The sequence below is a fragment of the Curtobacterium uvaldense genome (assembly GCF_028307415.1).
Lineage (GTDB): Bacteria > Actinomycetota > Actinomycetes > Actinomycetales > Microbacteriaceae > Curtobacterium.
The window spans coordinates 102139-120096 of the sequence record NZ_JAQMHU010000010.1; the positions used below are offsets into that span (position 1 = coordinate 102139).

Genomic DNA, 17958 nt, shown 5'->3' on the forward strand with positions numbered 1-17958 from the left:
AACGGGGCGTCCCCACGAGGTTCGGAGGCATCCGTGCGCACGATCGGTCAGCACCGCGACGAGGTCGCCGCGCTCCTCGCGCCCGTGCTCGCTGCGCGGGCGGAGGAGACCCTGCCGCTCGACGCGCTGGCGGACGGCGCCCGTGCCGGCCGTGGGTACCGGGTGCTCACCCGGGCCGTCTCCGCGCCGGTCCCGCTGCCGGTGTTCGACAACAGCCAGATGGACGGGTTCGCCGTCCGGTCGACCGATGCCGGCAACGACGTCCGCGTGGTCGACCCGATCCCCGCCGGGGCCGTGCCGGCACCGCTCGGCCCGGGCACCGCTGCGCCGATCATGACCGGGGCGCGGATCCCCGAGGGCGCGGACGCCGTCGTGCCGGTGGAGGCGACACCGCCGGGGGCGTTCCCCGCGGCGCTGGGGCTCGACGTGCTGACCGTGCCCGCCGGGACGACCACCGGGACGTTCGTCCGCCGGGTCGGCAGCGACGTCGCCGTCGGCGCCGAGCTCGCCCCGGCCGGGTCCCCGGTGACGCCGGCGCTCCTGGGGGCCCTGGCCTCGGCGGGTGTCGGCGAGGTGTCCGTGGTCCGCCCGGTCCACGTGCTCGTCGTGTCCACCGGCAGCGAACTCACCGATGACGCCGCGCCTGACGGGCTGGACGGAACGGGCGCGGTGATCCGCGACGCGAACGGTGTCGCGCTCCGTGCTGCCCTGGCCGAGGTCGGTGCGATCGCCCGTGGCGTCCGGCTCAGCGACGCCCCGGACGCCTTCCTGCCGGGGCTCGAGTCGGCCGTCGGTGACTGGGCCGACGTCGTCCTGACCACCGGTGGGATCAGTGCGGGGGCGTACGAGGTCGTGCGTCAGGTGCTCGAGCCGCGCGGACTCGCCGTGACCCCGGTCGCGATGCAGCCCGGCGGACCCCAGGCCCTCGGACTCGTCGACCTCGCCGGTCGACGAGTGCCGGTCGTGGCGTTCCCGGGCAACCCCGTGTCCGCCCTCGTGTCGTTCGAGGTGATCCTGCGGCCGGCGCTCGCGGCCCTCGTCGGTGCACCGGACCGCCCGACCGCCGAGCTGCCGGCCGCCGAGTCGGCGAGCTCACCCGTCGGCAAGCACCAGGTCCGCCGCGGCCGGGTCGCCGACGGGCGTGTGCACTTCGTGGGCGGGCCGAGCTCGCACCTGCTCGGGCACCTCGCCGCTGCCACCCACCTCGTCCACGTCCCCCTCGGCACCGACTCCGTCGAACCGGGGGACCCGCTGACCGTCTGGAGCCTCCGATGACCGACGACCACCCGAACGGCGTGCGCGACGCCGAGCTCTCCCACGTCCGCGCCGACGGCACCGCGCACATGGTCGACGTGTCCGACAAGGACGTCACTGCCCGCTCGGCCACGGCCACGGCCACGCTGGTGACCCGCACCGACGTCGTCGAGCGGATCCTCGACGGGTCGCTGCCCAAGGGAGAGGTGATCGGCACCGCCCGGATCGCGGCGATCATGGCCGTCAAGAAGACGTCGGACCTGGTGCCGCTCTGCCACCCGCTGCCCATCGCCGGGGTCGAGGTGGACATCACCGGCGACGGCGACCGCGTGCGGATCGAGGTCTCCGTGCGCACGACCTCCCGCACCGGTGTCGAGATGGAGGCCCTGACCGGCGCGAGCGTCGCGGCACTGACCGTGTACGACATGGTGAAGGCCGTCGACCGCACGGCCGTGATCACGGACGTCCGGGTGCTCGAGAAGCACGGCGGACGCTCGGGCGACTGGAGCAACCGATGAACCCCGAACCGACCAGGGGCCGCGCGGGCGTCGTCGTGGTCTCCACGCAGGCCTCGACCGACCCCGCGCTCGACCGCACCGGACCCGTCATCGCCGCGTGGCTGCGCGAGCGCGGCTTCGCCGTCGCCGAGCCGACGATCGTGCCCGACGGCGGCCCGATCGCCGAGACGGTGTCCGCCGAGCTCCTCGCGGACGCGAAGGTCGTCGTCACCACGGGCGGTACGGGCGTGACCCCGACCGACCGCACGCCCGAGGCCGTCGCACCCCTGATCGACCTCGAGCTGCCGGGCATCACCGAGGAGATCCGCCGGCGCGGACTCGCCGGTGCCGGTCCGACCGCGCTGCTGACCCGCGGGGTCGCGGGCATCGCCGGTGGCCGCACCGTCGTCGTGACCCTGCCCGGGTCGCGCGGGGGCGTCGCCGACGGGCTCGCGGTGCTGGACGGGGTGCTCGACCACGTGCTGGCCCAGCTGCACGGCGAGGGCCACGCACCCCGGAGCGCGTCGTGAGCGGCGACCGTGTCGTCGTGGCCGACGTCGTGGACCGGGTGATCACGGTGGACGAGGTCTCCGCTGCCGTCACGACCGACCGCGACGGCGCCGTCGTGACCTTCGCCGGGGTCGTCCGCGACCACGACGAGGGCAAGGGCGTCACGGCACTCGACTACGAACGGCACCCGAGCGCGGGAGACGTCATCGCCGAGGTCGCCCGGACGATCGCCGTCGACCACCCCGAGGTCCGCATCGCCGTGCTGCACCGCGTCGGCGCGCTCGGCATCGGGGACGTGGCGCTCGCCGCAGCAGTGGCGTCGCCGCACCGTGCCGAGGCCTTCGCAGCCTGCGCCGCGCTCGTCGACCTGGTGAAGGAGCGGACGCCGATCTGGAAGCGCCAGGAGTTCACGGACGGCACGGACGAGTGGGTCGCCGCGCTGTGACGGGACCGGGCTCCTGGTGATGGGCTCGGGGCGATGATCACGGACGAACTGACCGCTGCCGCGCATCGGTGGGCCCTGGCGGACGAGCGCGCACAGGTCGTCCTCGCCGCGGCCGATCCGTCGGCGCGTCGCCGTACGGCGGCTCCCGTCGTGTGGGTGCTCGTCGGTTCGGCCGCCGTGGCGGTCGCGCTGGTCGTCCTCGCGCTCGTGCTCCCGTCCGGTGCGCCCGGCAGGACGGTCACCACCACGGTCGTCATTGCCGCTGCCCTGGCCGGCACGGTGGTGCAGGTCGTCGCAGCGATCGTCGTCCGCCGCCGCCGCGGTGTGCCCCCGGCTCCCGTGGTCGCACTGCTGCAGACCCGCGAGCGGCACGCCGTCCGCCAGGCCTTCCACGGGAGTCGACCGGTGCCGGAGGACCGACGGCGGGTCGTGGACGCGGCCGCCGCCCAGGCGGCAGCCGGACAGAACTCGTCGTGCTGTGTCTGTTCGCGGTGAGCAGCGTGGCGGCAACCGCGACGGGAAGCGAGCTGTGGCCGATGTACGTCGCCACCGGCCTGCTCGCCACTGGGTCGAGTGTCGTGTCGGCCCGTGACGCCGTCGCTGCTCGACGCTGGCTCGCCGACCGCACCCCCGCGATCGAGGCCCCGAGGCCGACGACCTGAGCGGCACCGCAGGAGACCGACGCAGGATCGTGATCCCGGCACCCGTTCAGGGCATGGTCCCGCACTCGGCGGATCCATAGAATCCGGAGCCATGAGCGTTCTGCTGTACGGCGCGGGGATCGTGCTGCTCGTCTTCGCCCTGATCGACATCGTCACCCGGGGCGAGGACCAGGTCCGCGGACTCCCGAAGTTCGCCTGGGTCCTGATCTGCATCTTCGTGCCCGTGGTCGGCAGCATCGTGTGGTTCGCCGTCGGGCACGACTGGAGCGCGAACGACCGGAACCACGGCCGCTACCTCGAGCCGAACCGTCACGAGGACCGGTACGCCAGCATCGGTCACGCCCGCGCCGCCCACGGCGACAAGCGCGTGAACGGCACCGAGCAGGAGCTCGCCGAGCTCGAACGCGAGATCGAGTACTGGGAGGCGCAGGCGCGCCTCCGGCGTGCCAAGGAGGCCGCGGGCGAGGGCGAGCCGACCCCGGGGAGCTGAGCCGCGCCTCCAGGCCGGCACCTGCTGCCCGCTGGCCGCAGCCGCTGGCCGCAGCACAACCCAAAGCACGTCGCGCCGCGGAATCGCCTGGCGCGACGTGCTTTCGGTTGTGCGGGAGCACCCAACGCCACCGAACCACCGGGGCCACTCCGGCCCCCACCCGCACCCCGCGGCACCCGCACCCCGCCGCGCCGCCTACCCTTGACGGGTGGCTCATCTCCTCGGCGCCGAGAACGTGCATCTCGAGTTCCCCACCCGTGTCGTCTTCGACAGCGTCACCCTCGGCCTCGACGAGGGCGACCGCATCGGCGTCGTCGGCCGCAACGGTGACGGCAAGTCGACCCTGCTCGCCCTGCTCGCGCAGCGCCTCGAGCCGGACGCCGGCCGCGTCACCCACCGGCGCGGCCTGACCGTCGGGTACCTCGACCAGCGCGACGTCCTGCCTGCGGGGGCGACCGTCGGCAGCATCGTGGTCGGCGAGCTCGAGGAACACGAGTGGGCCGGGGACCCGAAGATCCGCGACATCATCGGCGGCCTCGTGTCCGACATCCCGTGGGAGGCCACGGTCGACGACCTGTCCGGTGGACAGCGGCGACGGATCGCGCTCGCGAAGCTGCTCGTGGGTGACTGGGACGTGCTGTTCCTCGACGAGCCGACGAACCACCTCGACGTCGAGGGCATCCAGTGGCTCGCCGACCACATCAACCGCCGGTGGTCGTCGAACCAGGGCGGCATGGTCGTCGTGACGCACGACCGGTGGTTCCTCGACGCGGTGTCGACCGACACGTGGGAGGTCCACGACGGTGTCGTCGAGCCGTTCGAGGGCGGCTACGCGGCGTACATCCTGCAGCGCGTCGAGCGTGACCGGCAGGCAGCCGCGAGCGAGCAGCGGCGGCAGAACCTGGCCCGCAAGGAGCTCGCCTGGCTCCGCCGCGGTGCCCCCGCGCGGACCAGCAAGCCGAAGTTCCGCATCGACGCGGCGAACGCCCTGATCGACGACGTGCCGCCGATCCGCGACACCGTCGGCCTGTCGCAGATGGCGACCGCCCGGCTGGGCAAGGACGTCGTCGACCTGCTCGACATCGGTGTCTCGTTCGGCGACGACGTGATCCTGCGTGACGTCGAGTGGCGGATCGCACCGGGGGAGCGGACCGGCATCCTCGGACCGAACGGTGCGGGCAAGTCCACGCTCCTCAACCTGGTGTCCGGCAAGCTGCAGCCGACCACCGGCCGCGTGAAGACCGGCAAGACCGTGCAGGTCGCGGTGCTCGACCAGCAGCTCGCCGACCTGCAGCAGTTCGCGGACGACCGTGTCCGCGAGGTCGTCGCCCGCAAGAAGACGAGTTACATCGCAGACGGCAAGGAGATGACGCCGTCGCAGCTGCTCGAGCGGCTCGGCTTCACCTCGGAGCAGCTGTCCACGCCGGTCAAGGACCTCTCCGGCGGGCAGAAGCGCCGCCTGCAGCTCATGCTCATCCTGCTCGACGAGCCGAACGTGCTGATCCTCGACGAGCCCACGAACGACCTCGACACCGACATGCTCGCCGCGATGGAGGACCTGCTCGACACCTGGCCGGGCACCCTGCTCGTCGTGTCGCACGACCGGTACCTGCTCGAGCGGGTCACCGACCAGCAGTACGCGGTCCTCGGCGGGCACCTCCGGCACCTGCCCGGCGGCGTCGACGAGTACATGCGGCTGCGCGCGTCCGGTTCCGTCCCGCAGACGGCTGCTGCGGCCGCCGCCGCCTCGGCCGGGAGGCCCGACACGGCTCCGGCAGGCGGCTCCGGCGGTGCCGCGGCCGGGTCCAGCGCCCCTGCCGCACCCGGTCTGTCGGGTGCGGACCGTCGCACCGCGGAGAAGGAGATGTCGGCCCTCGACCGGAAGATCGCGAAGGCGGGGCAGGACCGGCAGAAGCTGCTCGACGCGTTCGCCGCGCACGACCAGTCCGACTACGCGGGGCTCGGGGCGCTGCAGACGAAGCTCGGCGCGCTCGACGCCGAGGTCGAGCAGCTCGAGGAGCGCTGGCTCGAAGTGGCCGAGCAGCTCGGGGTGTAGCGGGGGCCGCGGGCTCGGGGACGCTACTCGATCGACTCCGGGTCGACGCTGTCCTGCTCGGGGTCCGCTCCGGCCGGGTCACCGCCACCGGGGTTCGCCACGACCTCCCAGAGGTGGCCGTCCGGGTCCTGGAAGAAGCCGGACCACATGCCCCACGGGCGCGTGTCCGGCGCCGCGAGCATCGTCGCTCCGGCGGCTGCCGCACGGTCGAGGAACGCCTGTGCGGCCTCCTGCGACGGCTCGAAGTGCCCGATGGTGGTGCTCGGTGCCTCGGCGAGTGCGACGCCGGAGTCCTTCCGCATGTCCTCGCGCCCGTAGACGCTGACGATCAGCCCGTCGTCGAGGGTGAACATCGCGGTGGTGCCGCCCGCCGCGGTCTCGGACGCGGGGTACTCGGTGCCGATGATCCCGCTGCCGTCGATGCCGAGCAGTGCGCGGTAGAAGGCTGCGGATCGTCCGACGTCGGCCACGGCGAGGGTGATGGCGTGCATGCCGCGCACGCTACGCCGGACCGGCCGCCGGCCGCCGGCTGCCGGCTGCCGGCTGCCGGCTGCCGTCAGTCGCCGAGCCCGAGGATGAGTCGTCGGAGCAGCCCGGACAGCTGCGCCTGCTCGTCCTCGGACACCCCGGACAGGATCGCGCGTTCGGCCTGGAGCAGGTCCGCGATCGCAGCGTCCACGGCTGCGCGACCGCTCGCCGTGAGGGACACGAGGATGCCCCGACCGTCCCGCGGGTCCGTCCGCCGGTTCACGAGCCCTCGCGCCGCGAGCCGGTCGACCCGGTTCGTCATCGTGCCGCTCGACACCAGGGTCTGCTGCAGCAGCGCCTTCGGGCTGAGCTCGTACGGTTCGCCCGCACGCCGCAGCGCCGACAGCACGTCGAACTCCCACGGCTCGACGTCGCTCGCGTCGAACGCGGCCCGTCGTGCGCGGTCGAGGTGCCGGGCGAGCCGGTCGACGCGGGACAGGACCTCGAGCGGCCCGAAGTCCAGGTCGCCCCGCTCCCGACCCCACGCCGCGACGATCCGGTCGACCTCGTCCTGCTGCGGCATCCCTCCATCTTGGCCGAACCGGTCGCGCGCGGCCAGCGCCCGGGCCGTGGGAGGATGGACGGGCACCGGACGGGCTCCACCCCGTCCGGTGTGTTCCGCCTTGGTGTAACGGCAGCACGACGGCCTTTGGTGCCGTTAGGTCCGGGTTCGAATCCTGGAGGCGGAGCGCGGGGGTGATCCGAGTTTTCGGCGTTCGGGTTGAGACTTTTTCCGGCTGGGGAGCTCGGGGGCCCCGGAAGCCGGGTTGGGCGCCCCGGGGACGAACTGCGAGACGTCGAACGCGACCGCACCCCTCGGCCAAAGGCGCTCTGCGCCAACGACAGAAACCCCTGCCCGAAAAGCGGGCAGGGGGTACCGCGGCCGGGGCGGCCGTCAGGAGGGTCGATGTTCAGTTCGGAGCGCGCAGTGCGCTACGCAATGAGTCTGAGTAGCTCTATCTCCGCAAGTCGGTTGAACGGGTTGCGACGATCGTGCTCTTCGACCGTGAGGCTTTCGAGGCCGGGCTCGAAGAGCGCGGCGCTCGAGCGGTTCATGCGGTTCATCCCACGGAGAGCGAGGCGGGCCTTGAGCCAGTCGATGATGCGGGAGATGTTGGCGCTCGCTGCTGCCATGGCGCCGGCCATCTCGACGATCCAGGGGCCACGCATGCGTCGCTTCATCGGAACCCCGAGCGCCTCGCGGTCCGCGTCCTTGAGACACGAGTTACCGTTCTCGACGTTGTTGCGCTTGCCGAACCAGGCGCGCCACACGTCGGACTTGTACTCGTACTCCTGACCGTACTTGAGGTGGTTCTGGTTCTTGACGCCGTTCTTGTCGCTGAGAACCCCGGGGACTTTCACGGTCTTGCCCGGGATGACGACGTCGGTCCAGGTGTCGGACTCTGCGTCGTAGACCTTCGGGTCGGTGAACTCCGGGTAGGAGTACTGGCGCGCGCCGGTGGCGTCGTAACCGCTACGGGGGATGAGCCGGTAGCGAGAGCGCTCCTTGCGGCGCTGGCGGAGAAGCGCGTGGGCTTCGTCTCGAAGTTTGGAGCGCTCGGCCTCGGGCTTGTTCGTGATGGTCTTGAGGTAGTCGAGGTATGTCTTCTCGGCGTCGATGAGGGCGGCTGGCATGAACCGCAGGTGCCAGCTACCCGTGACCATGACCAGGTTGTGCCGGCCATCGGTGCTTGCGTAGAACGCTTGCTGACCGAGCTCCTCTTCCTCGTTTTTGTAGTCCATGACGACCTTGACGCCTGCTTGCGCGAGAGGGCGCTGCAAGTCCTCGGGCTTCGCTCCAGGGAAGTAGGCGCGGTCGCCGACAACGGTCTTGATGGCGTGACCGCGTTCAACGGCAGACTGGTAGAGGAACAAGCCGTGCCCCGTGAGCGCGCCAGGCTTGTGACCGCTGGTGGAGAGAAAGAGCAGGGGATAGCTCGCCTCAGTCTCGTTCGGGTCGCGGGTCATAACCGCGTACTCGAGCTCCCATCCGAACGCGTACTTGTCGCCGCCGTCCTGGTCGGGGTCGTGGCTGCCCTGCCGGCCGTACCAACCGCAGTCGTAGTTCGTGGAGACCTTATCGCCCGGCTTGATGTTTTTTGCACTCTTCTGCTTGCCCGAGACTTCCGCGAATGTGGCATCGATGGCAATCGCGCCCTTGAATCGCCGGCGGACTTCACGGTTGAGGAACTGGACGGACCCTTCGATCAGCTGGTTCGTGAGTTCGAGCATGCGGGCTGCGCGCTTCGCCATCTCCACCGGGTCGCGCAGCTCTGCAACGACCGCCGCGCGTTCCGCCTCGGTCATGTTGTTGCGGCGAGGTCCGGGGTGGCGGTCGATGAGCTTCCGAAGTCGTTTGATTGCCTCCCAGATGCGGCGGTAAAGGGTGTCCTGGTGGGGGGTGAACTTCAGGATGCCGATTGCTTCACGCTGTGACGTCGTCAGGGACATCGCGACTTCCGTCATCTGCTGGATGCTGACGCTCCGGCGAGCTCGCATCGTGATGAACATCAGCATGAGCACGGAGGTTTCCGACATCAACGCCTTCCGGCCCCGTTCGGACGTCCGGTCTTCCGCTTTCCAACGCTCGATGCGCGCTCGAATGCACCCCAGGTCGAACAAGCGGACGGTCTCGAACGTCGCCAGCTCAAGGGGGAAGGCCTGACCGATGCGGATGTAGGTCGACATCTTCATACCGAAGTCGTCCTGCATCCACCGTTCGGCGTCGTCGAAGTCGTGATGCTTCGGCTTCGCCGCGGTCATCGTGCAACCTCCGCGCGCAGCTGACGGCAGTAGGAAGCAGTGTCGGGCGCGGGAACGTGGGCGACAAGCTGGTCGAGGTGCTCGAACTTTGTGACACCAGCGGCGGTCATCAGGGAACGCATGTTGGTCCCGGCGATGAGGTGCGTGATGAGCCATGTGTTCCGCATGCGGGTGGTGACGGGGTCGGGCTCGTTGCCACGATCGGTGTCGTAGAGAAACGTGGTGAGCGTGCTGATTCCGTGCTTCACACGCTTCGGAGAGCCGAACACCCAGTGGTCCGGTTCGACATCGGAGATGGAGTCGAGCAGAAGACTCTCGAAGCGCGCGAGGAGCGGGACGGTCCGGGCTCCCGCCGTGACGGTGACGCTGACACCCTCGGCGTCAGCGACGATGTCTCGGCGGCGGACCCGGAGGAGCTCGTTCGCTTTGAGCCCCGCTCCAGCGCAGAGCGCGAGGACGACGCCGGCGCTGCGACGTCGAGCCGCGGTCGACTGGCCCGTCGCCCAGCTCTCAAGGAGGTGCAGGTCGAGGTCGTCGTAGGGGGCTGCGATGTTCTGCGGAGCCGTCGGCGCGAACTCCAGCGGCACCTCGCCGACGAGGACTTCGGACATACGCATCAGAGCGGACCGGTACGTGCGACGCGTGGTGTCCGACCAGGTGACGTCGGTCCTGGTGATGTAGCGCCGGATGATGACGGGGTGGAACACGACGACGGTCTTCGCCGGGTATCCGTTGACGTTGATGACCCAGTCGACGAACGGTGCCGCAACGACGATGAGCCGGTCGGCGGGCCGAGCAATGCATGCTGCCGCGTCGGCCACTGCGCTGACTACGAAGTCCCGGACAACGCTCCATCGGTCGTCCGCGAACGTCGGGACGTACTTCACCGGTGTTTCTCCGCGTGCGAGGAACGACACGAGGGCGCGCAGCATCGGGGCGATGTACTGACGCAGCGAGCGGAGGATCTGGCTAGGCATGCCCGGCCTATGCAGGCGCAGTGAGATGAGCCGTGGGAAAGCGCTCCAGATTCTGATCTCGCTGCCTGCCGATCCGCATGCCCGCAGGGATCGGTGGGTACCGCCGCCGATGCGAACGGATGCGTGATGCCGGGCGTGTCGCCGCTTGCTTGCGCACGTGACGGTGACGTCGGCGTCGTACGCGTGACGCTCGCGATGTGCATGCGATCCGGGCGGCTCTCTGCTTCGGGGACTCAGAAAACGTAGTGATCTTCGCGGCCGGATTGGTCCTGTTTGCGGACCCCGCTCGTCCGCGACCCGCGCGTCCTCCAAGATCACGCCCGCTCCGCGCATACCCCCTCCGAGGCCGACCACCGGCCTCGGAGAGGACCACATGCCCACCCCGACCACGGCGCTCGCAGCGCTCCACGCCGAGTACTCCGACCACGCAACGCAGCCAGCCCTGACGCTCACCCTCGACCAACGACGCGGCGTCGCGTTCTACGTCGCCGACACCGATGACGCCGTGGAGGTTGAATCCTTCGTGCGACGCTGGACCGACCGAGTGCACGACCTCGATGACTTTGTCGACGAGCACGGACGGATGCCCCGCGCCGACTCAACCCGGCCTCGCCCTGCGACCGCCGAGCAGACCCTCGTTGACGCACTCACCTACTTCCGGCAGGTCGGCGCTGCGGGTGGCTACTGCTCGTATCAGGTTCGACGACTTGAAGTGGTGCCGGGCTTCGCATGGAACCCCCGTGACGCGCAGTGGTCGTCGATGCTCGCCGCGCACCAGCAGTTCTGGGCTGATCATCAGCGACCGCCGCGTCGTCGCGCGACTGACCCTGCCGAGGTGACGATCGGACGGTGGGTTGCCCAGCAGCGAGCCCAGCACGCCCGCGGCCGCCTGCTGCCCGAACGCGAACAGGAGCTCCGGGCAGCACGGTTCCGGGTCCTCTGATGGCGTTACCGAACTTCGCGTGCTTCGCCGAGGATCCGTCGACGGTGCTCGGAAGCGTCCATCGTCGGAATGTGCCGCAGGGACGTGACCAAGTGCTCCGGCTTGCGCAGTCCGCCGGCAGCCATGAGCTCCCCAGCGTGCGTGCCGCCAGCGAGGTGCGTAGTGATCCACGTAGTGCGCATTCGCGTGGGGACTGGCTTCGGTTCGTTGCCGAAGTCGGTGTGGTTGATGAACGGCGTGACGAAGTTGTAGGTCGTCTTTCTGTCCTCCCCGCCAAGCACCCATGCCTCGTCCGGCACGTCCGCGAGGGAGTCGATGAGGAGCTGTTCCCATCGTTCGACCACAGGCACCGACCTCGGCCTTCCGCCCTGGACGTCGACGAGCGCTCCGTCACGGTCAACGCGCACGTCGCTGCGCCGGAGGTGCTGCATCTCCCACGGGTCAAGCCCAGCACCTGCTCCCAGGGCGAGGACTGCTCCAGCACCTCGACGTCGCAGTGCCGTTGACTGCCCGCGCGCCCAGGACTCGAGCAGGGTCAGTTCGAGGTCGGTGTACGGCGCCGTGACGGACTGCCCGTTCAACGGCGCAAACTCGATCGGCCCCTCGTCGGGGAGGACAACCTCCGAGATTCGGAGCAGGAAGGACCGGTAGTCGCGGAGCGTCTTGTCCTTGAGGTGGAGGTCGTCGCGGGATATGTATCGGCGGATCAGCACCGGGTGGAACACGTTCGCGACCTTCTGCATCCCGTTGACGTGGACGACCCAGTCAACGTACGGCGTCACCGCGACCATCAGCCGCTCAGCAAGGTAGGCACACGCGGGCGCGACGAGCGCGACAGCGTCCAGCACGAACGGCTCGATGTTGGCCCACCGGTCGGCGGGAACCGACTGGTTCCGGTACTTCCGCATCGCGTTGAGGGGCTCTGGGCGAAGCTGCGCGACAAGAGTCCCCTTGTCTGCGTTCGAGCTTCGGGCACCGAGCGTTGAGTGCCCGAGGATGAGCGGCGCGGGTTCCCAACATTGGACGTGCGAGCAGTGCTCGACGGGACCTTGACGTGGGAACGGACGACCGAAGGCGGCGCCCATGGGGCGCCCCAGGGCGGTCGCGGACGTGACGGTCTCCTGGTTCGGCACGACGAGGTGCCCGGTTGAACTCGGTGAGCGGAGCGCGGCTCGAACGGCGGTAGGGAGCGAAGGCATGCCACGGCTATGCCTGACGGCCGGACCCTGACGTGAGGAACGCCGAGAAGTAGACCGACACGGCCTTCAAGGACCGCTCCTAGCCGACTTCCCCAGCTGGAGCGGGCGTGCCGGCATAGCTCCAGGACAACGACTCCTGGAGGACCCCTTGGACTACCCGCCGCTACCCGTGAAGAACGAGCCGCCGAGTTCATCGACTTCGCGACGAAGCTGCACGACGGCCGATACGACTACGCGCACGTTCCGCTCGGCTACGTCAACGGCGACACCAAGGTCACCATCATCTGCCCCGACCACGGGCCCTTCGAGCAAACCCCGCGCGAGCACCGCCGAGTCCGCGAAACGCCCTGGGGGCCGCAGCGCGGCCAGGGATGCCGAAGCTGCAAGGGCTTCCGCAACGCCAACCAGGAGTTGCGCACGCAGCGTTTCATCCAACGAGCCACCAACCGGCACGGCGACAAGTACGACTACGCGAAGGTCGTCTTCATCGACCAGAAGACTTACGTCACCGTGAACTGCCCGCTCCACGGGGACTTCCGTGAACGCCCCGACAACCATGTGGCGAAGGGCTCGGTCGGCTGCAAAAACTGCCGTCGCCTGGTCCGAAGGGCAACGCGATCGAGGACGAAGCGGGAGTAGCCCGTCCTCGGCAGGAGCCACTTCCACTTCGAGTGAGCACGGGAGAGCTCGTGGAGCTCAACACCATCACGGTGGCGTTCCACGGGATGTTCTCGCGGTTCGTCAACATGCCGCAGTAGTCGCATGTTGTCGTGTGGGTTCCAAGCCGAAATGTCCACGTCTAGACTTTCGTGTCCACTTTCGGCCCTGCCTGCAGTGTTGTCGTCTGCTAGCTGACTTGTCCGACTGCCATTCAACGCGTCTGAAATACGGATGCGGACACATTGCCTGGCAGCGCGACGCAGCCACGTCGACTAACGCACAGCTCCGCACTCGTGGGTCGGGAGGCGTCCGTATGGCGTGCGTGAACTGAGATAGCTCGCGGACCACCTATGTGAGACAGCGTTCGCTCCTGAGCGGGACCGTCGGAGTCCAAAGGTCCCGGAAGCAAGCCCCGACCCAGTGGCGGACCGGCTATCAGGCGCCGGTCGAATGTCGTTGAGCCCGGAAGCGCAGAACGGCTCGATCAGCGGGCAAGGTCGGCGCGGCACGTTACGATCCCAACATGACGGTGACGATGCCTCGCTTCGCGGACCTCTACTTCGGTAAGAGCGACTCGAAGAACGAGTTGTCTGGCGGACGAGACGATTTCGTCCGCAGCTTTGTCGACCTCAATCGCATCACCGACGCCGTTGTTTCCGGCGAGAAGACCATGGTGCTGGGGCCGAAGGGCACTGGGAAGTCTGCCCTCGCCTGGTACCTCCATGAGTCACAGCACGGCAACAACTACCTCTGCGTCGTGCGCGATGCGTCCGAGCTTCCGCTCGCGGACATCCCACGACTTGACACTGGGCAGCCCGCCGGCACCGACCGCACCGTGTCAGCCTGGAAGTTCATCCTCCTGTGCAACTACTTGGCGCTGCTCCTCGAGGACCAGTCGTGTGACCTCCCGAACCGCGCTGAGGTGACCCGCGTCACACGTCTGCTGCGCCAGTACGGACTCCTCGGCGACACCTCCGGCCGCGCAATCCTCAACGTTTCGAACACGACGATCGAGATACCGATCCCGAAAGTGGGAACGATCTACCGCCGCGAGTCCCGGGCAAAGCTGAACATCTTTTCGCTGCTGCCCTACCTCGAAGAGTGGGCAGCGAACGCCCGATCCGGCAATCGCCACCTGCTTATGCTCGACGGATTGGACTCAATTTTTCTCAATGACGAGAAGTACGACGAAAGTCTCGCCTCCCTCGTACAAGCGGCGTACTCGATCAATCAGAAGCTCTCGAACACGGGTGCGACTGGAACGATCGTACTGCTGCTCCGCAACGACGTCTTCAACCGGGTAGCTCTGACCCTGCCCGACTCACAGAAGATGCGCGACGACTTCTCGGTCGAACTCGACTGGCGTGTTTTGTCTGGGGCAGCCGGTGCCAACGCTCCTCTGATCCGCCTCGTCAATGGCAAAGCTGCCCGCGCCCTTGAAGTGGGCCGAGTTGACGTCCTTGAATACTTTCCGAAGAACATCGAGCTACACGGTAAGAGCCACCGCACGATCAACCGACTGCAGTACCTACTGAACTTCACCCGCCACACCCCTCGCGACCTTCTCCGGCTGCTTGACGCGATCCGAGACGTTGAGGCGTCGCAGGTCTTCCCGCCAAGTGAACGACAACTCCGTCAGGATGTCATCCGGGAAGGAGTTCTGCAGTATGCAACCCGGTACTTCCCCGGCGCGATCCGCAACGAGTTCGCGGGATACGAGTTCGGCCCCGATGAGGCGAGCAAAGCACTCGACACCCTCCAAACTCTGCAGCGGCAGCGGTTCGACCGCGCCGCCTTCGCCCAGCAACTCGAGACACTTGGCGTCACCGAGGCCGCTGTGGTCAATCGGCTACTGAAGCTGCTTTTCTTCGCCGGTGCCATCGGAAATGAAGTGCAAATCCGTGGAGGCAGCTACATGCAGTTCTACCACCGCCGAGACGACGCGCAACTCTACCTACACGGTAGTTTCATCCTCCACAATGCCCTCTGCCACGCGTGGAACATCCCGTTCTCGGTCTAATGAGCGATCGGTGAGTCGACTGCATCCGCCCGGGGGCACGGGACCCTGCGCCAGTGAGCCGATGTGGGTCGCGATCCTGAACTGACACTCGTATCAGCCAAGCACGTTCACGTGTCGTACGGCGATGTCTCCTTCAGTCGACGAGATCGGAGCCCGGCGCTCACAATCCCCGATTGAGGATCGTTGGACGAGTTGGGTTGAAATCAACTGCAGCGAGCACCCTCCATCGCCGCGACCGCACTGTGAGCAGCTTCGCTCTGTTTCGTCGATTTCGCGGGGCCAGTGTCGAGTTTGGTGGTGCCAACAACGAGCACGCTGCGGGAGGCTGCGACGGGAGCAGATTCACTCCGTGTCAGGGGGATCTCGCATACTGGGCTAATGAGCCTGCTTGACGAAATCATCGATGGAGCGACCAATGACTCCGTTTCGACATCCAACCTCCTGCGCAAGGTGCAAGTCGCCGCGGCGAGGCTTGGTGCGCAGGAAGTGGTGACCTGGGTCAGGAACGAGTTAAACGGCTACCCGGCCGTCGACGACCTCCCGACGTACCGAGCGGCAAGAGACATGATCGTTCAGGGAGTTTTCACTGGCCCGATGCGTTCCTCGCTCACGCATGATCTACCTCGACCGCACGTGGACGCCGAAACCTGGAAGCCGTGGTTCCAGTCCGCATTCGTACAGCCGGTCGCGGAGCTAGAGGCCTTCGCTGACGCGGATGGAGACAGCTCCTTCGAGTGGCCAACCGCCATCGTCAGGCGTTATGAAAGCACCGGCACTTTCCGGTTCGAGTACCACTCGCTCTATAGCGTGCATCAAGTTCTCACGACGCAAATGCTCCGAGGTCTCGTTGACAGCATCCGGACGGCTGCACTGGACTTCGCGATCGAACTGCAGCTGGCGAACCCTGACGCCGGTTCGGTAGGAGGTCCGACGATTGAGACGGATCCCAAAGTCGCTTCGGTGGTGTATAACGTGACGAACAACGTCACCGGGCACGGTACGAACATCGCGGCGGGCTCGTCGATGACGCAGACGTCCACCGTCAACGCCGGAGACCGCGATGGTCTTCGTGAGGAGCTGACAAAGGTTGGACTTGATGAGGCCTCGGCCGAAGAGTTCGCAAACGCCCTTGACACGGACCGAAGCGTCGAAGGCCCCCAGGTCAAGTCGTTTCTGGGCCGGGTGAAGTCAGGTGCGGTCAAGGTCTCGACCGACGTTGGGGTCAAGGTCGTTACTGGTCAGCTTGCAGCCCTAGCAATGGAATACCTCGGCACGTTGAACTGATTCGGTCTTGACGTTCAACCCCGGACCGCCTGAGCGCGCGGGGCTCATCGCAGCTGGCGAGGCAGTCCGGTTGACGATCCGCTACCGGTCGGACGGGACACCGTCGAGCGCCGCCGCCACGCGCACCTTCGCGAAACCAAGTGCTATGTCAGCCGCAAGGAGGACCCAATCGAGTGAGTTGCCTCGGGCGAGGAGCCAGACGGCGCCAACGGTCGGAAACAAGCCCAGGAGCACCAGCGCTAGTGAGATCGCCGCTCAACGCAGGTTCCGAAGTTCACGAGACGTGCGTACCCGTCAACTGAGCGGGGGTGCTTCTAGCGGCTGTAGGAGCGTGTATTGGTAGCCGTTGCGTGCCATCGGTCGGTGCAGGCGATGATGCGTGGCTGCCCAAATCCGCCCGTTGTACTGCAACCTTTCCGGGGCGGTTCCCCGGAGGGTCAGGGTGATGTCAGGACCGGCGGGCTCTTGGAGGACGAGGGTCCGCAGCACTCCTGCGGGGTCGAGCGTGATGTGAGTTGCTGAGTCCGACATGGTGTTCTTCTCGATCTCTGCGGTCAGCCGGTTGATGCCAGCGCACGGGGGCGAAGGCAGGTCGACCGATCGGCGTCCCGTGCTGTGTCGGCGGTGAGCATGACTGCTCACGGCGCCTCGGACCTGCGTTCTGCAAGGCTGTCTGGTGCGCCGCCCGCCGCATCGTCGGAGGTGTCGGGGGTGAAGTGGATTCGTTCGGCAGCGCGGGTGATGTTTTGGGCGCGAGCGATCTGAGCATCTTGCGCGGTCTGCGCATCAGCACGTGACTGCCGCATGGCCATCAGGGCATCGGTGCTGATCTCCTGGACCAGGTTCGCGATGGCGGTGGCGAGACCGCGTTCGAGCTGGCCGAGATTGGTGTTGCCGATGATCAAGCGCCGATCGTGGACGGCCAGGGTCACATCCCGGTAGCCGACACGCTCCAGCGAGTGGTGACTCCCTGAGCCTTCCAACGCTGCAATCTCCTGCGGGTTGGGTCGTCGGTTGAAGACGGCGGGAACGTCGTACAACCGTTCGGCTGCGTCGGTGCCGAGAGTCGTTGGGAGGCCGGACGCAACGACGCCCGCCAGTGCGAGGTGCTGGTCAGCAGTGGTGGATGAGCCGGTCATGGTGACTGCTTCCGTCGACGGTGGTGACCGCCAGGGTGCGTGCGCCGCTGCGAGCATCGTGGTCGGAGCCGTCTGACGGCAGTGTCCTCCTCTCCGCTGGTGACGGCGTGCAGGTTCCAAACAGCCGTGACCAGGGACCCTTCTTTGCTCATCATCCGGGTACGAGGAGGGTGGTGACATGAGGACACGACTGCTAGCACGCGGGCGATGGGGCTGGCCCGTCGCCGCGCTCGAGGGGCACTCGATCGGCCGGGTCCGGCCGCAGCGAGACGGGTTCCGAGCGCTGGCGCATCAGCAGGACGGTGTCGTCCGACTGCTCGGCCTGTTCGACAGCAGGAGCCGCGCGCTCCTCGCCATGGAAATGGCAAACGGCGGCTGCACGGCATTCCCAGCCGAACATTCACGGGTGGAACGCATCCGCAGGCTGTAGCGTTGCACCAAGCGCGGATGCGTCAACTCTCCGGATCGGTCGAAGGATCGCTCACCACAGAAGGTCGGTCCTCGATGACGACCACCCCGCTCGCCCCCGGT

General features: G+C 67.8%; 18 protein-coding genes and 1 tRNA gene. 13 read left to right on the forward strand and 6 right to left on the reverse strand.

From position 1 onward, the window contains the following. The first annotated feature begins 33 nt into the window (after positions 1-33). The 8 genes from PIJ49_RS08085 to PIJ49_RS08120 all read left to right on the forward strand — a co-directional run bounded on the left by PIJ49_RS08085 (position 34) and on the right by PIJ49_RS08120 (position 5914). Complete coding sequence (locus PIJ49_RS08085) at positions 34-1275, forward strand: molybdopterin molybdotransferase MoeA (RefSeq protein ID WP_271826285.1); 1242 nt, start codon at positions 34-36, stop codon at positions 1273-1275. Further along, positions 1272-1772, forward strand: a complete 501-nt coding sequence (gene moaC / locus PIJ49_RS08090) for a cyclic pyranopterin monophosphate synthase MoaC (protein WP_066652259.1) — start codon at positions 1272-1274, stop codon at positions 1770-1772. Before PIJ49_RS08085 ends, moaC begins: the two co-directional genes overlap by 4 nt. Further along, the gene (locus tag PIJ49_RS08095; RefSeq protein WP_066652261.1) at positions 1769-2281 is read left to right on the forward strand and encodes a MogA/MoaB family molybdenum cofactor biosynthesis protein; all 513 of its coding nucleotides are present in this window, start codon (positions 1769-1771) and stop codon (positions 2279-2281) included. The genes moaC and PIJ49_RS08095 overlap by 4 nt, the downstream gene beginning before the upstream one ends. After that, complete coding sequence (locus PIJ49_RS08100) at positions 2278-2706, forward strand: molybdenum cofactor biosynthesis protein MoaE (RefSeq protein ID WP_251160613.1); 429 nt, start codon at positions 2278-2280, stop codon at positions 2704-2706. The genes PIJ49_RS08095 and PIJ49_RS08100 overlap by 4 nt, the downstream gene beginning before the upstream one ends. A 33-nt stretch (positions 2707-2739) precedes the next feature. Next, positions 2740-3201 (forward strand): hypothetical protein, encoded by a 462-nt coding sequence (locus PIJ49_RS08105; RefSeq protein ID WP_271826286.1) that lies wholly within the window; start codon positions 2740-2742, stop codon positions 3199-3201. 41 nt (positions 3202-3242) lie between these two features. Beyond that, positions 3243-3368: a hypothetical protein gene (locus PIJ49_RS08110; protein ID WP_271826287.1), complete on the forward strand. Its 126-nt coding sequence runs from the start codon at positions 3243-3245 to the stop codon at positions 3366-3368. A 91-nt stretch (positions 3369-3459) separates the two neighbouring features. Beyond that, a complete protein-coding gene (locus tag PIJ49_RS08115; protein ID WP_209683939.1) occupies positions 3460-3858 on the forward strand; it encodes a PLD nuclease N-terminal domain-containing protein in 399 nt (132 codons plus the stop codon). 208 nt (positions 3859-4066) lie between these two features. After that, a complete protein-coding gene (locus tag PIJ49_RS08120) occupies positions 4067-5914 on the forward strand; it encodes an ABC-F family ATP-binding cassette domain-containing protein (RefSeq protein WP_271826288.1) in 1848 nt (615 codons plus the stop codon). A 23-nt stretch (positions 5915-5937) separates the two neighbouring features. Here PIJ49_RS08120 and PIJ49_RS08125 read toward each other — a convergent pair whose 3' ends face one another. Together PIJ49_RS08125 and PIJ49_RS08130 are read right to left on the reverse strand one after the other, a co-directional pair. Then, a complete protein-coding gene (locus tag PIJ49_RS08125) occupies positions 5938-6405 on the reverse strand; it encodes a VOC family protein (RefSeq protein WP_251160607.1) in 468 nt (155 codons plus the stop codon). Positions 6406-6470: 65 nt separating this feature from the next. Further along, complete coding sequence (locus PIJ49_RS08130) at positions 6471-6965, reverse strand: MarR family winged helix-turn-helix transcriptional regulator (RefSeq protein ID WP_066652288.1); 495 nt, start codon at positions 6963-6965, stop codon at positions 6471-6473. A 94-nt stretch (positions 6966-7059) separates the two neighbouring features. Here PIJ49_RS08130 and PIJ49_RS08135 point away from each other — a divergent pair. Beyond that, positions 7060-7131 (forward strand) — tRNA-Gln (locus tag PIJ49_RS08135). Positions 7132-7375: 244 nt separating this feature from the next. Here PIJ49_RS08135 and PIJ49_RS08140 read toward each other — a convergent pair. Together PIJ49_RS08140 and PIJ49_RS08145 are read right to left on the reverse strand one after the other, a co-directional pair. After that, positions 7376-9205: a hypothetical protein gene (locus PIJ49_RS08140; protein WP_251160606.1), complete on the reverse strand. Its 1830-nt coding sequence runs from the start codon at positions 9203-9205 to the stop codon at positions 7376-7378. Next, complete coding sequence (locus PIJ49_RS08145) at positions 9202-10092, reverse strand: site-specific integrase (RefSeq protein WP_271826289.1); 891 nt, start codon at positions 10090-10092, stop codon at positions 9202-9204. Before PIJ49_RS08145 ends, PIJ49_RS08140 begins: the two co-directional genes overlap by 4 nt. A gap of 463 nt (positions 10093-10555) precedes the next feature. Here PIJ49_RS08145 and PIJ49_RS08150 point away from each other — a divergent pair, with 463 nt between their 5' ends. Beyond that, positions 10556-11125 (forward strand): helicase associated domain-containing protein, encoded by a 570-nt coding sequence (locus tag PIJ49_RS08150; protein ID WP_251160604.1) that lies wholly within the window; start codon positions 10556-10558, stop codon positions 11123-11125. A 5-nt stretch (positions 11126-11130) separates the two neighbouring features. Here PIJ49_RS08150 and PIJ49_RS08155 read toward each other — a convergent pair whose 3' ends face one another. After that, complete coding sequence (locus PIJ49_RS08155; RefSeq protein ID WP_251160603.1) at positions 11131-12033, reverse strand: hypothetical protein; 903 nt, start codon at positions 12031-12033, stop codon at positions 11131-11133. 501 nt (positions 12034-12534) lie between these two features. Between PIJ49_RS08155 and PIJ49_RS17020 the strand changes: the two genes are divergently transcribed. The 3 genes from PIJ49_RS17020 (at position 12535) to PIJ49_RS08170 (ending at position 16288) form a co-directional block, all read left to right on the forward strand. Beyond that, a complete protein-coding gene (locus tag PIJ49_RS17020) occupies positions 12535-12963 on the forward strand; it encodes a DUF723 domain-containing protein (protein WP_510167328.1) in 429 nt (142 codons plus the stop codon). Between the two features lie 544 nt (positions 12964-13507). Continuing rightward, the gene (locus tag PIJ49_RS08165) at positions 13508-15004 is read left to right on the forward strand and encodes a P-loop ATPase, Sll1717 family (protein WP_251160601.1); all 1497 of its coding nucleotides are present in this window, start codon (positions 13508-13510) and stop codon (positions 15002-15004) included. A 378-nt stretch (positions 15005-15382) separates the two neighbouring features. Then, positions 15383-16288, forward strand: coding sequence for an AbiTii domain-containing protein (locus PIJ49_RS08170; protein ID WP_251160600.1), 906 nt, complete (start codon positions 15383-15385; stop codon positions 16286-16288). 638 nt (positions 16289-16926) lie between these two features. On the opposite strand, the gene PIJ49_RS08175 is transcribed toward PIJ49_RS08170, so the two are convergent. After that, positions 16927-17427: a hypothetical protein gene (locus PIJ49_RS08175; RefSeq protein WP_251160599.1), complete on the reverse strand. Its 501-nt coding sequence runs from the start codon at positions 17425-17427 to the stop codon at positions 16927-16929. Positions 17428-17958 lie beyond the last annotated feature (531 nt).